Annotated in this window: 13 protein-coding genes; 7 read left to right on the forward strand and 6 right to left on the reverse strand. The window is 75.0% G+C overall.

Annotation, left to right across the window (positions count from 1 at the left end; translation table 11 throughout):
• Positions 1-134 precede the first annotated feature (134 nt).
• Positions 135-1,643 (reverse strand): leucyl aminopeptidase, encoded by a 1,509-nt coding sequence (locus tag ACWDVG_RS30750; protein WP_451704094.1) that lies wholly within the window; start codon positions 1,641-1,643, stop codon positions 135-137.
• A 292-nt stretch (positions 1,644-1,935) separates the two neighbouring features.
• On the opposite strand from ACWDVG_RS30750, the gene ACWDVG_RS30755 reads away from it, so the two are divergent.
• The 5 genes from ACWDVG_RS30755 to ACWDVG_RS30775 are packed head-to-tail and all read left to right on the forward strand — an operon-like array spanning position 1,936 to position 8,545.
• A complete protein-coding gene (locus ACWDVG_RS30755) occupies positions 1,936-4,056 on the forward strand; it encodes a hypothetical protein (RefSeq protein ID WP_451704096.1) in 2,121 nt (706 codons plus the stop codon).
• 28 nt (positions 4,057-4,084) lie between these two features.
• Entirely contained in the window at positions 4,085-5,671 is a 1,587-nt protein-coding gene (gene pelF / locus ACWDVG_RS30760) for a GT4 family glycosyltransferase PelF (protein WP_451704098.1), read from the forward strand.
• Entirely contained in the window at positions 5,668-7,119 is a 1,452-nt protein-coding gene (locus ACWDVG_RS30765) for a hypothetical protein (protein WP_451704099.1), read from the forward strand. Before pelF ends, ACWDVG_RS30765 begins: the two co-directional genes overlap by 4 nt.
• 11 nt (positions 7,120-7,130) lie before the next feature.
• Complete coding sequence (locus ACWDVG_RS30770) at positions 7,131-7,748, forward strand: spherulation-specific family 4 protein (protein WP_451704101.1); 618 nt, start codon at positions 7,131-7,133, stop codon at positions 7,746-7,748.
• Complete coding sequence (locus tag ACWDVG_RS30775) at positions 7,745-8,545, forward strand: endo alpha-1,4 polygalactosaminidase (protein WP_451704103.1); 801 nt, start codon at positions 7,745-7,747, stop codon at positions 8,543-8,545. Before ACWDVG_RS30770 ends, ACWDVG_RS30775 begins: the two co-directional genes overlap by 4 nt.
• Positions 8,546-8,552: 7 nt before the next feature.
• Here the strand turns inward: ACWDVG_RS30775 and ACWDVG_RS30780 are convergent, their stop codons facing one another.
• Positions 8,553-9,317 (reverse strand): adenosylcobinamide-GDP ribazoletransferase, encoded by a 765-nt coding sequence (locus ACWDVG_RS30780; protein WP_451704105.1) that lies wholly within the window; start codon positions 9,315-9,317, stop codon positions 8,553-8,555.
• Positions 9,318-9,394: 77 nt separating this feature from the next.
• Here ACWDVG_RS30780 and ACWDVG_RS30785 point away from each other — a divergent pair, with 77 nt between their 5' ends.
• The gene (locus tag ACWDVG_RS30785; RefSeq protein WP_451704107.1) at positions 9,395-10,162 is read left to right on the forward strand and encodes a hypothetical protein; all 768 of its coding nucleotides are present in this window, start codon (positions 9,395-9,397) and stop codon (positions 10,160-10,162) included.
• Here ACWDVG_RS30785 and ACWDVG_RS30790 read toward each other — a convergent pair.
• The 4 genes from ACWDVG_RS30790 to ACWDVG_RS30805 all read right to left on the reverse strand — a co-directional run bounded on the left by ACWDVG_RS30790 (position 10,099) and on the right by ACWDVG_RS30805 (position 15,049).
• The gene (locus ACWDVG_RS30790; RefSeq protein ID WP_451704109.1) at positions 10,099-10,818 is read right to left on the reverse strand and encodes a hypothetical protein; all 720 of its coding nucleotides are present in this window, start codon (positions 10,816-10,818) and stop codon (positions 10,099-10,101) included. The genes ACWDVG_RS30785 and ACWDVG_RS30790 overlap by 64 nt on opposite strands.
• Complete coding sequence (locus tag ACWDVG_RS30795; protein ID WP_451704111.1) at positions 10,815-12,578, reverse strand: phosphatidylglycerol lysyltransferase domain-containing protein; 1,764 nt, start codon at positions 12,576-12,578, stop codon at positions 10,815-10,817. The genes ACWDVG_RS30790 and ACWDVG_RS30795 overlap by 4 nt, the downstream gene beginning before the upstream one ends.
• Positions 12,579-12,679: 101 nt before the next feature.
• Positions 12,680-13,798 carry a nicotinate-nucleotide--dimethylbenzimidazole phosphoribosyltransferase gene (cobT, locus tag ACWDVG_RS30800; RefSeq protein ID WP_451704113.1) on the reverse strand — a complete coding sequence of 373 codons (1,119 nt, stop codon included), beginning with the start codon at positions 13,796-13,798 and terminating at the stop codon, positions 12,680-12,682.
• Positions 13,799-13,846: 48 nt separating this feature from the next.
• Positions 13,847-15,049, reverse strand: coding sequence for a bifunctional adenosylcobinamide kinase/adenosylcobinamide-phosphate guanylyltransferase (locus ACWDVG_RS30805; RefSeq protein WP_451704115.1), 1,203 nt, complete (start codon positions 15,047-15,049; stop codon positions 13,847-13,849).
• 91 nt (positions 15,050-15,140) lie between these two features.
• Here ACWDVG_RS30805 and ACWDVG_RS30810 point away from each other — a divergent pair, with 91 nt between their 5' ends.
• On the forward strand, positions 15,141-15,347 hold the full coding sequence (locus tag ACWDVG_RS30810; protein ID WP_451704117.1) for a hypothetical protein: 207 nt from the start codon (positions 15,141-15,143) through the stop codon (positions 15,345-15,347).
• The last annotated feature ends 95 nt before the right edge of the window (positions 15,348-15,442 follow it).

Genomic DNA, 15,442 nt, shown 5'->3' on the forward strand with positions numbered 1-15,442 from the left:
CCCACCCTCGGGTTTTGGGCGCGGCCCACCCCCCGCGCCCGCCCCGGGCGCCCCCCCGCGCCGCCCCGGGCGACCGGCCGAGACGGCCCCGGGCGGGCAGCCCGGGGCCGTCTCGGTGTCCGTTCCGCCCGAGGTCAGAGCTCGCCGGCGGCCGTCAGCTCGGCCAGGCGGACCAGGGTCCGGACCGAGGAGCCGGTACCGCCCTTCGGGGTGTAGCCGTAGGGGGCGCCCTCGTGGAAGGCGGGGCCCGCGATGTCCAGGTGGGCCCAGGTGATGCCCTCGCCCACGAACTCCTGGAGGAAGAGGCCGGCGATCAGGCCGCCGCCCATCCGGACGCCCATGTTGGCCATGTCGGCGGTGGGGGAGTCCATCGTCTTGCGCAGGTCGGCCGGGAGAGGCATCGGCCAGGACTGCTCGCCGACCTCCTCGGCGATCTCGTGGATCGCGGTCCGGTAGTCGTCGTCGTTGGACATGATGCCGAAGGTGCGGTCGCCGAGCGCGAGGACCATGGCACCGGTCAGCGTCGCAACGTCGACGATCGCGTCCGGGTGCTCCTCGGAGGCCCGGGCCAGCGCGTCCGCGAGCACCAGCCGGCCCTCGGCGTCGGTGTTCAGGACCTCGACGGTCTTGCCGCTGTACATGCGCAGCACGTCACCCGGGCGGGTGGCGGAGCCGGACGGCATGTTCTCGGCGAGGGCGAGCCAGCCGGTGACGTTGACCTCCAGGCCCAGGCGGGCCGCGGCGACGACGGACGAGAACACGGCGGCGGCGCCGCTCATGTCGCACTTCATCGTCTCGTTGTGGCCGGCCGGCTTCAGGGAGATGCCGCCCGAGTCGTAGGTGATGCCCTTGCCGACCAGGGCGAGGGTCTTCTCCGCCTTCGGGTGGGTGTAGGCGATGCGGACCAGGCGCGGCGGGTTCACGGAACCGGCGCCGACGCCGAGGATGCCGCCGTAGCCGCCCTTGGTGAGGGCCTTCTCGTCGAGGACCTGGACCTTGAGGCCGTGCTCCTTGCCCGCGGTCTGGGCGGCGGCGGCGAAGGCGGCGGGGGTGAGGTCGTTCGGCGGCATGTTGATCAGGTCGCGGGCGCGGTTGATCTCCTCCGCCACGGCCAGGGCGCGGTCGGCGGCGGCCTTGTGGGCCTTGTCGCGCGGCTTGGCGCCGAGCAGGGCGATCTCGGCCGGCGGCTTCTTGGCGTCCTTGCCGTTCTCCTGGTACGCGGTGAAGGCGTACGCGCCGAGCAGCGCGCCCTCCGCGATGGCGCCCGCGTCCTCGGGGCCGGTGACCGGCAGCGCGAAGGCGGCCTTCTTCGACCCGGTCAGGAGACGGGCGGCGGTGCCCGCGGCACGGCGCAGGATCTCCGCGTCGAACGCCTCCCCGTCCTCGGGGGCGGCGCCGAGGCCGACGGCCACGACGAGCGGGGTCTTCAGGCCGGCGGGGGCGGGGACCTTGGTCGCCTCACCCTCGGCACCGGAGGCGCCCAGGGTCTCCAGGACGGCGGCGAGCCGGCCGTCGAAGGCCTTGTCGACGGCCTCGGCGCCCGGGGCGACGACGAGCGTCTTCCCGGACTTCGCGACGCCGACCACGAGGGCGTCGGCGCGCAGCGTCGCCGCGCCGGCAGTGCTGAGAGTGAGAGCAGTCACGGTGGTGAAATCTCGCTTCCATTGAGTTCTGTGGCGGTCGAGGGATGGGCCGACCGTGCCCGCCGCATCGTATTTCGGCCCGGAGAGCGCCGGGAACGAGCCTACGCTCGCTCACTCGGGTCGCTCACGGCGGCGCCGATTCACTCATCCGTGGTGTCTCTTTCATGTTTACCCGTAAGGCTGCTCGGCCCGCGTCACACTCGCCTCACTCACGCAAGCGCGGCAGCCGCGCCCGCGCATCATCTCCACAGGCCGTCCCGCGTCCGGAGGCCTGCCGAGGGGGGACCCACCCATGCACGCGAACAGATCCCGCACGCCCGCACGCGCCCGCGCCGCCGCCCGGAACACGGCCGGGACCCGGAACACGGCCGGGACCCGAGGGAGCACCCGACGGGCCGGCCGCACCGCCGGAGCCCTCGCCGCCGCCGCGCTCCTCGCCACCGTCGTCCCGTCGGCCCAGGCCGTCGCCGCCCCCGTGCCCCGCGTCGACCTCACCGTCCTCGTCGTCGACGACGGCGGCAGCGCCGTCGAGGCCGTCACCGCCGAGCTGCGGGGCTCCGGCGTCCCGTACCGCACGGTCGACCTCGGCGACCCCGCCCGGCCGCGCCTCGACGCCGCCTTCCTCAGCGACACCCTCGACGGCCGCCCCCGCGCCAAGTACCAGGGCGTCGTCGTGCCCCACGAGAGCGCCTTCGGACCCGACTCGGCCGAGTACGCGGCCCTCCAGGCGTACGAGCGGACCTTCGGCGTCCCGCAGGTCGACGCCTACACCTGGTCCCACCCCGGCGTCGGCCTCGACTACACCAGCGAGGGCGGCTACTCCGGTGTCCTCGACGGCGCCACCGCCGACGTCACCGCCGCGGGCCGCGGCGGCCCCTTCCGCTACCTCGCCGGGACCGTCGCCTTCGAGGACAACGACCCGTCGGTCGCCGAGAGTTACGGCTACGCGGGCCGCCCCCGCCCCGGCTTCACCAGCTACCTCGACATCCCCGTCCAGGGCGGCGGCCGGGCCAGCCTCGTCGGCGAGTACGCCGCCGACGGCCGCCGCGAACTCGTCGTCACCTTCGCCTACAACCAGCACCAACGGCAGTTCCGCGCCCTCGCCCGCGGCATCGTCGAATGGCTCACCCAGGGCGTCCACCTCGGCCGGAACCGCAACTACCTCTCCGTCCACGTCGACGACGTCCTCGCCCCCGACGCCCGCTGGGACACCGTCCGCAACTGCACCCCCGGCGACTTCGACTGCCCCGGCGGCGACGGGGAGGCCGGCGAGAACCCCATCCGGATGACCGCCGCCGACGCCACCTACGCCGCCGCCTGGCAGCAGGCGTCCGGCTTCACCCTCGACATGGTCTACAACGGCGGCCAGGGCGAGCAGTGGAGGACCGAGAACGGCGGCACCGACCCGCTCGCCGCCCGGCTCGTCGCCGACCGCGCCAAGTACCGCTGGATCAACCACACCTACACGCACCCCTTCCTCGGCTGCGTCCAGGACACCTCCGTCGTCCCCTGGCGGTGCGCCACGGACGCCGCGGGCACCACCCGCTGGGTCAGCCGCTCCGAGCTGTCCGCCCAGATCCGCAACAACATCAACTGGGCCGTCGGCAAGGGCATCTCCGTCGACCGGAGCGAACTCGTCACCGGCGAGCACTCCGGCCTGAAGACCCTGCCGCAGCAGCCCGTCGACAACCCGAACCTCGCCGGGGCCCTCGCCGACAACGGCGTCACGTGGCTCGCGAGCGACAACTCGCGCGAGCCCCGGCAGCGTGCCGTCGGCGCCGCGAAGACCGTGCCCCGCCACCCCATGAACGTGTACTACAACGTCGGCACCGCGGCCGAGATGACCGACGAGTACAACTGGATCTACACCTCCCGCGCCGACGGAGGCAGCGGCGTCTGCGAGTCCGACCCCGCCTCCACCTGCCTGCCCGCCCCGCTCGACCCGGCCACCGGCTACGCGACGCACATCGTCCCCCAGGAGGCCCGGATCGCCTTCGGCCACGTCGTCGCCAACGACCCCCGGCCCCACTACGTCCACCAGTCCAACCTCGCCGAGGAACGGCTCCTCTACCCCGTCCTCGACCGGATCCTCGCCGACTACAAGGCGCTCTTCGCCGCCAACACGCCCCTGGTGAACCCGCGCCAGCGGGACGTCGGCACCGAACTCGCCCGCCGCGACGCCTGGGACGCCGCGCTCGCCGCCGGCCGGGTCACCGCCTACCGCATCGGCGGCACCGTCACCGTCAAGGCACCCTCCGGCGTCCAGGTCCCCCTCACCGCACCCGAGGGCACCCGCAAGCAACTCCTCCTCGGCACCGCCGCCTTCGGCACCGCCTACGCCGGCGCCCGCTCCGCCTGGACCGCGCCCGAAGCGCTCCAGACCGCCGTCACACTCCAGCTCCCGACCGCCTGACCAGCACGTCCTGGGGGGAATCCACACCATGCCGAGCAGTGGCCGTCACGTCACCATGCTCACCGAAGGCACCTATCCGCACGTCCACGGCGGCGTCAGCACCTGGTGCGACCAGCTCGTCCGCGGCATGCCCGAGGTCACCTTCGACGTCCTCGCCCTCACCGGCAGCGGCCGCGAACCCGTCACCTGGGAGCTGCCGCCCAACATCGCCCGGCACACCGCGTTCCCCCTCTGGGGCCTCCCGCAGGGCCCGGCCGCGCCCGACCGCGCGCGCCGGCCCCTGTGGGGGCGCTCCCTGCGGGGCCACTCCCTGCGGGGAGCCGAACGCCGCCGCTTCCTCGACACGTACGAACGCGTCCTCCTCGCGCTCCTCGACCCGGAGGCCGACTGCGACTTCGGCACCGGCCTGTACGAGCTGGCCGCCCTCGCCCGGCAGGGACGGCTCACCGCGGCGCTGCGCTCCGAGGGGGCCCTGCGCTCCCTCATGTGGATCTGGACCATGCCGCACCTGCCGACGGTCGCGGCCCGGCCCACCGTCCACGACGCCCTGACCGCCACCGACCTCCTCGAACACGCCCTGCGGCCGCTCGCCGCCCGCATATCCGACGGCAGCGTGGCCCACGCCGTCTCCAGCGGCCTCGCCACCCTGCCCGCCCTCGCCGCGCAGCACTTCGAAGGGGTCCCCTTCCTGCTCACCGAACACGGCATCTACCTCCGCGAGCGCTACCTCGGCTACCGCACCGAGGCGCAGCGCTGGCCCGTCAAGGCCCTCATGCTCGGCTTCTACCGCGAGCTCAACACCCTCGGCTACCGCAAGGCCGACCTCATCACCCCCTGCAACCAGTACAACCGGCGCTGGGAGGAGCGCGGCGGAGCCCCCGCCGACCGCATCCGCACCGTCTACAACGGCGTCGACCCGGCCCTCTTCCCCGAGGCGGGACCCGAACCCGAGACCCCCACCCTCAGCTGGTGCGGGCGGATCGACCCCATCAAGGACCTGGAGACCCTCGTCCGGGCGTACGCGATCTGCCGCGCCGAACTCCCCGAGCTCAGGCTCCGGTTGTTCGGGCCCGTGCCCGCGGGGAACGAGGACTACCGCACCCGGCTGGAGAAGCTCGCCGCCGAACTGGGCGTCGCCGACGGGACCTCCTTCGAGGGCCGGATCTCCGACGTGCCGTCCGCCTACGCGGCGGGCAGCGTCGTGATGCTCTCCTCCATCAGCGAGGGCTTCCCCTTCTCCCTCATCGAGGCGATGTCCTGCGGACGGGCCACCGTCTCGACGGACGTGGGAGGGGTGCGCGAGGCCGTCGGCGACACCGGGATCGTCGTCCCGCCCCGCGAACCGGCCGTCATGGCCGCCGCCGTCACCGGCCTCCTGCGCGACGGCGCCCGGCGCGCCGAACTGGGCCGCCGCGCCCGGCAGCGGGTGATCGACCGCTTCACCCTGCACCGCTCCGTCGACGGCTTCCGCCAGATCTACCGCGAACTGGCCGGCGGGACCCGCCCCGGCCACGCCCGCCCGCGCCCCCGACTCGACCCGGCGGCCTGGACGGTCCGCCTCCCCGTCCCGCGCCGCCTCCCGGCGCCCCTCGTCGCGGAAGGCACCCCGGCATGAGCGGCTCCCTCTGGCTGACCCCGCCCCGCACCCCGGCGCCCCTGCCCGCGATCCCCCGTCCGGCGATCCCCCGCCCCCGCGGGGCCGACACCGCACCGGTGCCGCCCGGCTCCCCGGGACCCCTCGCCGGAGACCCCCTCGACGAACTCGCCGAGCGGCTCGACGCGTTCGTCGCCGCGGCCGTGCACCCGGACGAGATAGCCGCACTCGTCGAGTCCGACGGCATGACCGACGACCACATCCGGCTCACCTACGGCCGCGCCGACTCCTTCGCCCTCGCCGAGGACCTCTACGCCCGCGTGGAACGGCGGCACCCCGAACCGGTGCCGCCGCCCCCGGGGGCCCGGTTCGCCGGGCTCGCCGGATGCCTCCTGCGGGGGCTGGTCTTCGCGCTGCCCGGCCTGGCGTACGTCCTCGCCGCCCCCCTCCTCGCCGCGGGCACCGGCCGGTTCGGGCTTCCCGTCGGCACGGTCCCGATGCTCGCCGGGGCCGTCACCGGCTGGGTGTGGAACCAGGCCCTGTCCCACCGCGCCTACACCTGGCTCGGGCTCGGCGACCGGCCCGCCGCCGCCCGCGCCCTGCTCACCGGGGCCCCGGCGGGCGCCCTCGCGGGGACGGCCGTCGCCCTCGTGGCGGCCGGCCCGGGGGAGACCCCGGCCGCCGTGTTCGCCGCCGGACAGTCGCTCTACCTCGCCGCCGCCACCGTCCTCCTCGTCCTCGGTCGCGAACGGGCCCTGCTGGGCGCCCTGCTGCCGCTCGCCGGAGCCGTCCCCGCCCTCCGCTGGGACCTCCCGGGACCACTGCGCGCCGCCCTCCTCCTCACCTCGCTCACCGCGGCCGTCGTCTGCGCCGCGCTCGTCCTGCGCCCCGGCGTCCGCCGCGGCGCGCGGGGCCGCGGCGGCCCCCCGGTCGCCGTCTCCCTCCCGTACGGCCTCTTCGGCCTCGGCAGCGGACTGCTCGTCCTCCACGCGGGCCTCGGCGACACCCTCGTCGGCGGCGCGGGGGCCGTCATCGCGCTCACCCTCTCCATGGGGCCCGCCGAGTGGCTCCTCCACCGCTTCCGCGGCGAGAGCCTCACCCGCCTGCGGACCCTCACCACCGCCCGCGCCTTCCGCCGCGCGGTCACCGGCACCCTCGCCCTGTGCCTCGGCGCCTACCTCACCGTCCTGCTCGCCCTCACCCTCGCCGCGACCACCCTGTGGCCCGGCGTCCCCCTGCCCACCCCGCCGCGCCTGCTCGCCCTGCTGCTCATCGGCACGGTGCTCTGGCTCGGACTGCTCCTCCAGGCCTTCGGCGCGGTCACCAGCGCCGCCACCGTCTGCCTCCTGGCCGCCGCCGCGCAGACCGCGACGCCCGCCGCGGGGCCGCCGGCCACCGGGGGAGCGGCGGCCGTGCTGGCCGTCCTGACCTGTGTTCTGCTGGTACGACCGACCACCCACCGCCTCTAGGGGACAGGACCGTGACCACCTCCCTCCTGGTGCCGTTCTACGAGCACCCCTCCGACCGCCCCGAGGCCTGGTCGGCCCTGATCGGCGCCGCACCGGACCTGTACGGCGTCGTCCTCAACCCGGCGAACGGCGCGGGCGGGGCCCCCGACCCGGCGTTCGCCGACGTCGCCGCCCGGCTGCGGGCCGCCGGGGTCCGGGTCCTCGGCTACACCGACACCGACTACGGCCGCCGCCCGCACGCCGAGGTCGTCACCGACCTGGTCCGCCACCGCGACTGGTACGGCGCCGACGGCGCCTTCCTCGACCAGGTCGCCACCGCGCCCGACGCCCTGCCCCACTACCGGCGGATCGCGGTCGCGGCCCGTGCCGCCGGGGCCGCGACCCTGGTCCTCAACCACGGCACCCGTCCCGACCCGGGGTACGAGGAGTTCGCCGACCTCCTCGTCACCTTCGAGGGCCCCTGGGACGCCTACCGCACGCTCGACCTGCCCGTCGCGCCCCACTACTGTCACCTCGTCTACGCCGCCCCGCCCGGCCTGCGGCCCGCCACCGCGGTCCACTGCGCCGTCCCCGGCACCGGCGCCCACCCCTGGGGCACCCTGCCGCACCTCCCGGAGCCCGCCCGATGAGACGACGCGCGGCCCTGCTCGCCGCGGTGCTGCTGCTCGCCACGGCCTGCACCTCCGGCCCCGCACCGGACGCCGGGCAGGACGCCAAGCGCCCCGGGGAGCGCTGGCGTCCCGCGCCCGGCCTCGCCTGGCAGTGGCAGCTCAGCGGCCGGCTCGACCCCACCGTCGACGTACCCGTGTACGACATCGACGGCTTCGACCACCCGGCCGCGACCGTCGCCGACCTGCACCGGCGCGGCCGCAAGGTCATCTGCTACCTCTCCACCGGAGCCTGGGAGGACTTCCGCCCCGACGCCGGCCGCTTCCCGCGGTCCGTCCTCGGCGAGGGCAACGGATGGGAGGGCGAACGCTGGCTCGACATCCGCCGCACCGACGTCCTCGAACCCCTGATGGCCGAGCGCCTCGACATGTGCCGCGACAAGGGCTTCGATGCCGTCGAACCCGACAACATGGACGGCTACCGCAACCGCACCGGCTTCCCCCTGACCACGGCCGACCAGCTCCGCTACAACCGTCTGATCGCCCGCCTCGCCCACGACCGCGGCCTCGCCGTCGGCCTCAAGAACGACCTCGACCAGATCCCGCAGCTGCTCCCCGACTTCGACTTCGCGGTCAACGAGCAGTGCGCCCAGTACGACGAGTGCGAGCTCCTCGCCCCGTTCGTGACGGCGGGCAAGGCCGTCTTCCACGTCGAGTACGAGCTGGACACGCCCGCGTTCTGCCCGCGGGCCCGGAAGCTCGGCCTGGACTCGATGCGGAAGCGGTACGAGCTCGACGCCTGGCGCAGGCCCTGCTGACGGCCGGTCAGCCCAGGGTCAGCGCCACCAGTGTCACCGTCGCCGCCGTCTCCTCCACGGCCCCGAACACGTCGCCGGTCACCCCGCCGAAGCGCCGCACGCAGCGCCGCAGCAGCAGCGCCGCCGCACACAGGCCGGCGCCCGCCGCGACGACGTCGCGGACCGCGTCGTACGGGGAGAGCAGGACGCCCGACGCCGCGCACAGGAGCAGCACGAGGGCGGTCGCGAGGGTCGCGGCGCGGACGGGGACCGTGGCGGCGACGATCGCGCCGAGCCCCTCGGGGCGGGCGGCGGGGACGCCGTGGCGGGAGGCGTGGGTGAGGGCGAGGCGGGCGACGGTGGCCGCGAGGACGGCGGCGAGGGCGCCGTGCGCCCAGCTCTCGCCGTACGCCTCGTACAGGGCGGCGACCTGGGCGAGGAGGGCGAGGACCAGGGCGATGACGCCGAAGGGCCCGATGTCGGACTGCTTCATGATGCGCAGGGCGTCCTCGGCGGGCTTGGCGCTGCCGAGGCCGTCGGCCGTGTCGGCGAGGCCGTCGAGGTGCAGGCCCCGGGTGAGGACGGCGGGCACGGCGGTGGTGGCGACGGCGGCGAGCAGCGGGCCGGAGCCGCACAGCAGCAGGAGGCCGCCGGTGGCGGCGGCGCAGAGGCCGACGACGAGTCCGGCGACCGGCGCGCAGAGCATGCCGACGCGCGCCGCGTCACGGTCCCAGCGGGTGATGCGGGCGGGGAACACCGTGAGGGTGCCGAAGGCGAAACGCAGGCCGTCCATCCGGGCAGGGTAATCGCCGCCCCCGGACGGTAGATTGCGCGTTCCGGGCATATCGCTCAGATCGGAGAGGGGGTGGCATGGGTCACTGGTTCACCCGCAACATCGTCGAGCCGGGGAAGCTCCCGATGCTCCTGGCCCTGACCTCGTTCGTCGTGACGTTCCTGGTCACCCGTACCGTCACCCGGCTCATCCGCGCGGGCCGCGGGCCGTTCCGGAACGTCTCCTCCGGCGGGCTGCACATCCATCATGTCGTGCCGGGCGTCGTCCTCACCGTCCTCGGCGGCTTCGGCGCCGTCGCGAGCGGCCGGCACGGCCTCGGGGCCTGCGCCTTCGCCGTCGTCTTCGGCATCGGCGCGGGCCTCGTCCTCGACGAGTTCGCGCTCATCCTCCACCTCGACGACGTGTACTGGACCGACGAGGGCCGCAAGAGCGTCGAGGTCGTCGTCCTCACCGCCTCCCTGGTGCTGCTCGCCCTGAGCGGCTTCTCGCCGCTGGGCGTCGACGACGTGACCACCGAGGAGCGCCAGGACCGGGTCACCTTCCTCCTCACCCTGGTCCTGAACTTCCTCCTCATCCTCGTCACCCTGGTGAAGGGGAAGTTCCGGATGGCCGTGCTCGGCACCCTCGTGCCGTTCGTCGCCGTCGTCGGGGCCGTGCGCCTCGCCCGCCCCGGCTCCTGGTGGTCCCGCCGCTTCTACGGCCGCCGCCACCGGGCCCGGGCCCGCGCCCGCATCCGCACGTACCGGCACGACAAGCGGTGGACCAAGGTGCGCCGCAGGGCTCAGGACCTGATCGGAGGCTTCCAGGAACGGGTGCCCGGCCGGGGCCCGACGCCGCCGGCCTGACCGGTCCGCCGCTCCCGCCACGCCACGACCGCGATCAGCAGGAGCACCCCGGCGATCGCCGCCAGGTGCTCCCGGCCCGCCAGGTTCGGCTTGACCACGACCTCGACGACCATCGCGAGGACGACGGCCGCCCCCGTCGCGTACGCGCGGTACCGCCAGCAGACGTACACGGCGAGCCCGACCACCGCCGCCGACGGGCCGGTGTCGACGACCCGCGCGTCGGAGGCCGGCAGCCCGAACGGGGAGTCCGGGCCGAGGGCGACGCCCAGGCGCGCGTACAGCGTCCCGCACAGCGTCGCCAGATAGGCGACCCCGAGCGTCCGCCACCGGCCGAGGCAGATCTCGGCGATCCCGAACACCAGCAGGACCTGCGCGAGCGCACCCCAGACCGGCAGGTCGAGCGCGGGGACGAAGAGCGACAGCGGCGTCCTCAGGAGCGCGGCCCCGAGCGGGTCCTCGGCCCGCACGGAACCGACGTCCTGGACCGGCCCGTATCCCCACTCCTGGTTCTGGACCACCTGGAAGAGGCCGGTGAGGCAGACGGCGGCCAGCGTCAGCGGGACCGCGCGCCACCCCCTCCCGACGAGCGCCGTCCGCACGGTGGTGAACAGCGGCCCCCACTCGCGGCGGGCGAACTCCCGGACGGCGCGGCTCACCGCCCGCCCGCCAGATGCCCGCGGTGCAGCCACTTCGGCAGCCCCGGGGCCTCCAGGAACCCCTCGGCGCGGCCGGCGGCCAGGCCGATGCGCGGCAGGTCGGCGCTCTTCTCGAAGAGCATGAAGCGGGGCTCCCAGATCGGTCGGTACTTGGCGTTGGCGCGGTACAGCGACTCGATCTGCCACCAGCGGGAGAAGAAGCCGAGCAGCGAACGCCACAGCCGCAGCACCGGCCCCGCACCGAGCTTCGAGCCGCGTTCGAAGACGGAGCGGAACATCGCGAAGTTCAGCGAGACCTGAGTGATCCCGATCTCCCCGGCCCGCTGGAGCAGCTCGATCACCATGAACTCCACCAGGCCGTTCTCGGACTCCCGGTCACGGCGCATCAGGTCCAGCGAGAGCCCCTTCGGACCCCACGGCACGAACGACAGCAGCGCCCGCAGCTCGCCCTTCTCGTCGGTGCACTCCAGCATCACGCAGCGGCCGTCCCGCGGATCGCCCAGCCGGCCGAGGGCCATCGAGAAGCCCCGCTCGGTGGCCCCGTCCCGCCAGTCGTCGGCCTTGCGGAGCAGCTCCTCCATCTCGGGCGCCGGAATGTCCTCGTGGCGGCGGATGCGGACCTCGTACCCGGCCCGCTTGACCCGGTTGAAAGCCTGCCGGACCGTCCGCATGGCCCGGCCCTCCAGGGTGAAGTCGTCCGTCTCCACGATCGCCTCGTCGCCCAGCTCCAGGGCGTCCAGGCCGTGCCGGGCGTAGATCACCCCGGCCTCCTCGCTCGCGCCCATCACCGCCGGGATCCAGCCGTGCTCGCGCGCCTCGGCCAGCCACGGCTCGATCGCGCCCGGCCAGGCCTCGGGATCGCCGATCGGGTCGCCGGAGGCGAGCGAGACCCCGCCCACCACGCGGTAGGCGACGGCGGCCTTCTCGCTCGGCGACCACACGACGCTCTTCTCGCGGCGCAGCGCGAAGTAGCCCAGCGAGTCCCGGTTCCCGTGCTTGTCGAGCAGGAGCCGCAGCCGCTCCTCGTCCTCCTCGGTCAGCGGGTCGACGGCCCGCCGGGACCGGAAGGCGGCGAAGAGCACCGCGAACAGCAGCAGCGTCGACAGGACGTTGATGGTGACGTCGACCCAGCCGGGGGTGGAGATCCCCGCGAAGCGCGCGTCGTCGGCGGCCAGCGTCACGAGCCGCATCACGCCGTACCGCCAGCGCTCCAGGAAGGTGGAGTGGCCGGAGGACGTGTTGGTGACGGTGACCAGGGCGGCGGCGAGGAGCGAGGTGACGAGCAGTCCGCCGACCGCGACACCCGCCGCGAGCCGGGGGTTGGAGCGGTCGCCCTTCGCGTAGAACTCCCGGCGGCCCAGCAGCAGGGCGACGACGAAGGCCGCCGTCAGGGCCAGCGAGATCCAGTTCTGGGCGTGCTGCCGCACCTCGGGGAAGAGCATCACGAGGACGAAGAGCAGCAGGAAGAGCCCGGCCAGCACCGTGTTGAGGATCCACGCCGCCCGCTTCCTGCGCCGCATGGTGATCGCGAGGAAGAGCGTGAAGACGCCCGAGGCGAAGCCCGCCGTGAGCATGTACGGGGTGAAGTAGTCGTCCTCGTTGTGCCGGCGCAGGTCCTGGCCCAGGGAGACCCAGACGGCACTCAGGAGGTTGACGAACGTGACGACGCGCAGGTACCAGACGGCGAACGCGGCGCTGCGCCGCGAACGGGCCGTGCTGCCACGGGGCGCTGCTTCGGCGGACAAACGGACCTCTCCCATGAAAAGCGATCATATGGGGCACCGTCGGCCGTGCGGCGACGCCGGAGGCGGCCGCGCGCGCGTCGCGCACGGCCGCCTCCGGGACGTCGGTCCGTCGTGTGTCAGCTCGCCCCGCCCACCTCGTCCACCCCGTCCGCCGCACCGGCGACGTCCGTCGGGTCCGTCACGTCCGGAGCGGTCGGATCCGGACGCTCGGGCAGCTCGGCGGCGAGTGCCGCCGCGGCCCGGACGAGGGGGAGCGCGAGCAGTGCCCCGGTTCCCTCACCCACATGGACGCCGTGGTCGAGCAACGGGTTGAGCGCCATCCGGTCCAGCGCCTTCGCCTGCGCCGGCTCCCCGCTCACCTGCCCCGCCAGCCACCAGTCCGGCGCCCGGAACGCCGCCCGCTGCGCCACCAGCGCGCAGGCCGCGCCCACCACACCGTCCAGGACCACTGGAAGCCGCCGCACCGAGGCCTGGAGCAGGAATCCCGTCATCGCCGCCAGATCGGCGCCGCCGACCGCCGCGAGCAGCTCCACCTGGTCGCCCAGGACCGGCCGCGCCCGGCGCAGCGCGTCCCGGATCGCCGCGCACTTGCGCATCCACGCCAGGTCGTCGATCCCGGCGCCACCGCGCCCGGTCACCACCGAGGCGTCCGTGCCGCACAGGGCCGCGATCAGCGTCGACGCCGGGGTCGTCCCGCCCACGCTCAGGTCCCCGAGCACCACCAGGTCCGTGCCCGAGTCCGCCTCCTCGTCGGCGATCTCGATGCCGAGCCGCAGCGCCGCCTCGGCCTCCTGGGCCGTCAGCGCGTCCTCGACGTCGATCCGGCCGCTGCCGCGCCGCACCCGGTGCCGCGTCACCTCGGCGGGCAGCAGCTCCGGGTCGCAGTCGAGCCCGGCGTCCACCACCCGCACCGGCACGTCCAGGGACCGGGCCAGGACCGCGACCGGGCTCGACCCTTCGAGGACCGCGCGCACCAGCTCGTACGCCGTCCCGGCCGGCCGGCCCGACACGTCGAGCGAGGCCACCCCGTGGTCGCCCGCGAAGAGCACCACGCGCGGCTGCTCGATCGCCCGCACCTTCACCGTCGCCTGCGCCGCCGACAGCCACTCGCCCAGCTCGTCCAGGCGCCCGAGCGCCCCCGGCGGTACGGTCAGCCGCTCGCGGCGCTCCTCGGCGTCACGCCGAATGCCGCCGTCGGGGCGCTCGATCAGATCGGAGAAGTCGTCCAGGTTCACGGGTTGCCGCCTTGTGACATCAGCGAGGGCCATCGGTGATCGGCAACCCTACCCGCGCAGCACCAACGGCTGGCCCGCGACCACCAGGAGCACCTGCTCGCACTCGTCGGCGACGGCCGCGTTCAGCCGGCCCAGCTCGTCGCGGAACCTGCGCCCCGCCGCCGTGCCCGGCACCACCCCCGCACCCACCTCGTTCGTCACCGCGACGACCCGGCGGCGCGTCGCCCGCACCGCCGTCACCAGCTCCGCCGTCCGCTCCCGCAGCGCCGCCTGCCCGCCGTCCGCCCACGTCGCGTCGGACCAGGCGCCCACCCGGTCCATGGCGTCCGTCAGCCACAGCGACAGACAGTCGATCAGCAGCGCCGGCCCGTCCTCCGCCAGCAGCGGTACGAGGTCGCAGGTCTCGGCGGTACGCCAGGAACCCGGCCGCCGCTCCCGGTGCAGGCCCACCCGCTCCGCCCACTCCGGGTCCCCGTCCCGGGTGCCGCCCGTCGCCACGTACAGCACGTCGGGGAACGACTCCAGGCGCCGTTCCGCCTCCACCGACTTCCCCGACCTGGCCCCACCGGTCACCAGCGTCCGCCGCGGCACGTCCGGTACGTCGTGGTACTCGCCCGCGTACAGCGTCGTCCCGTCCGGCACCGCCCGCGCCCCCGCCGCCGCGAGCCGCCGGTCCAGCTCGGCGCCCGTCGGCGCGTCGTGGTCCAGGTGCGCCGCGACCACGTCCGTCGTCGGGCCCACCGCGCCGGTCGCCCGCAGCCGGGCCAGCGCGTCCGGCCGGCCCGTGACGTCGGCGACGACCACGTCGTACGGCGTCCCGTGGTCCTCCGCGAGCCCGGCGGGCGCCCCGCCCGGCGGCAGGTACAGCAGCCGCTCGCCGTCGGCCGAGGTCACCTCGTACCCGGTGCCCGGCGAGTCCATCGGCACCGCGCGCACCCGGTGCCCGCTGATCAGCGTCAGCTCCCGCCCGTCCGGCACCCGCCCCGCCGTCGGCAGCCCGGCCGGGACCTCGACGGCCGGTCCGTCGTGCGGGTGCGTCAGGAGCACCTGCCGCACCGCCACGAGCGAGTGTCCCGACCGGGCCGCCGCCAGGGCCGCCCCCGGCGTCAGGTCGAGCAGCAGGGCCCCGTCCACGAGCAGCGAGGTCGCGGCCCGCGCGCGGGTACCGACGGAGAGCGCGCAGCGGGCGCAGGGGCAGTCGGGGCGGGGCAGCCCCAGGGGGGCGCCGGTGCCGAGCAGAGTCAGTTCCACCCTCAGATCCTCCCGCGCCACCGCAAGCCGTGCGCGCCCGGCTACTCTGCGGGCAGGAAACCGATCACCGGGTGAGCCCCAGGAGGCGGACATGGCATGGACGTGGCGGTTCGAGAAGTCCGACGGCGCGGAGGTCCAGCCGGTGGTGACTCCCGAGGAGTTCACCACCCAGGGCGACGCCGAGAGCTGGCTCGGCGAACACTGGCGCGACCTCCTCGACGGCGGCGCCGACCAGGTGACCCTCTCCGAGGACGGCGCGAAGATCTACGGCCCGATGCCCCTCGACGCTGAGGGCTGATCCCCGCACCCGGGCGCCGCGGCGGGGGCCCCCCCCCCCCCCCGGGGGGGGGGGGCCGGCGCCGGGGGCCGACCCCCCCGGGGGGGCGCGACGGA

The sequence above is a fragment of the Streptomyces sp. NPDC003327 genome (genome assembly GCF_053589515.1).

Excerpts from the sequence above, each read along its gene's own strand:
- ACWDVG_RS30755 (WP_451704096.1), top strand. The coding sequence starts at position 1,936 with ATGCACGCGAACAGATCCCGCACGCCCGCACGCGCCCGCGCCGCCGCC.
- pelF (WP_451704098.1), top strand. The coding sequence starts at position 4,085 with ATGCCGAGCAGTGGCCGTCACGTCACCATGCTCACCGAAGGCACCTAT.
- ACWDVG_RS30765 (WP_451704099.1), top strand. The coding sequence starts at position 5,668 with ATGAGCGGCTCCCTCTGGCTGACCCCGCCCCGCACCCCGGCGCCCCTG.
- ACWDVG_RS30775 (WP_451704103.1), top strand. The coding sequence starts at position 7,745 with ATGAGACGACGCGCGGCCCTGCTCGCCGCGGTGCTGCTGCTCGCCACG.
- ACWDVG_RS30780 (WP_451704105.1), bottom strand. The coding sequence starts at position 9,317 with ATGGACGGCCTGCGTTTCGCCTTCGGCACCCTCACGGTGTTCCCCGCC.
- ACWDVG_RS30785 (WP_451704107.1), top strand. The coding sequence starts at position 9,395 with ATGGGTCACTGGTTCACCCGCAACATCGTCGAGCCGGGGAAGCTCCCG.
- ACWDVG_RS30795 (WP_451704111.1), bottom strand. The coding sequence starts at position 12,578 with ATGGGAGAGGTCCGTTTGTCCGCCGAAGCAGCGCCCCGTGGCAGCACG.
- ACWDVG_RS30810 (WP_451704117.1), top strand. The coding sequence starts at position 15,141 with ATGGCATGGACGTGGCGGTTCGAGAAGTCCGACGGCGCGGAGGTCCAG.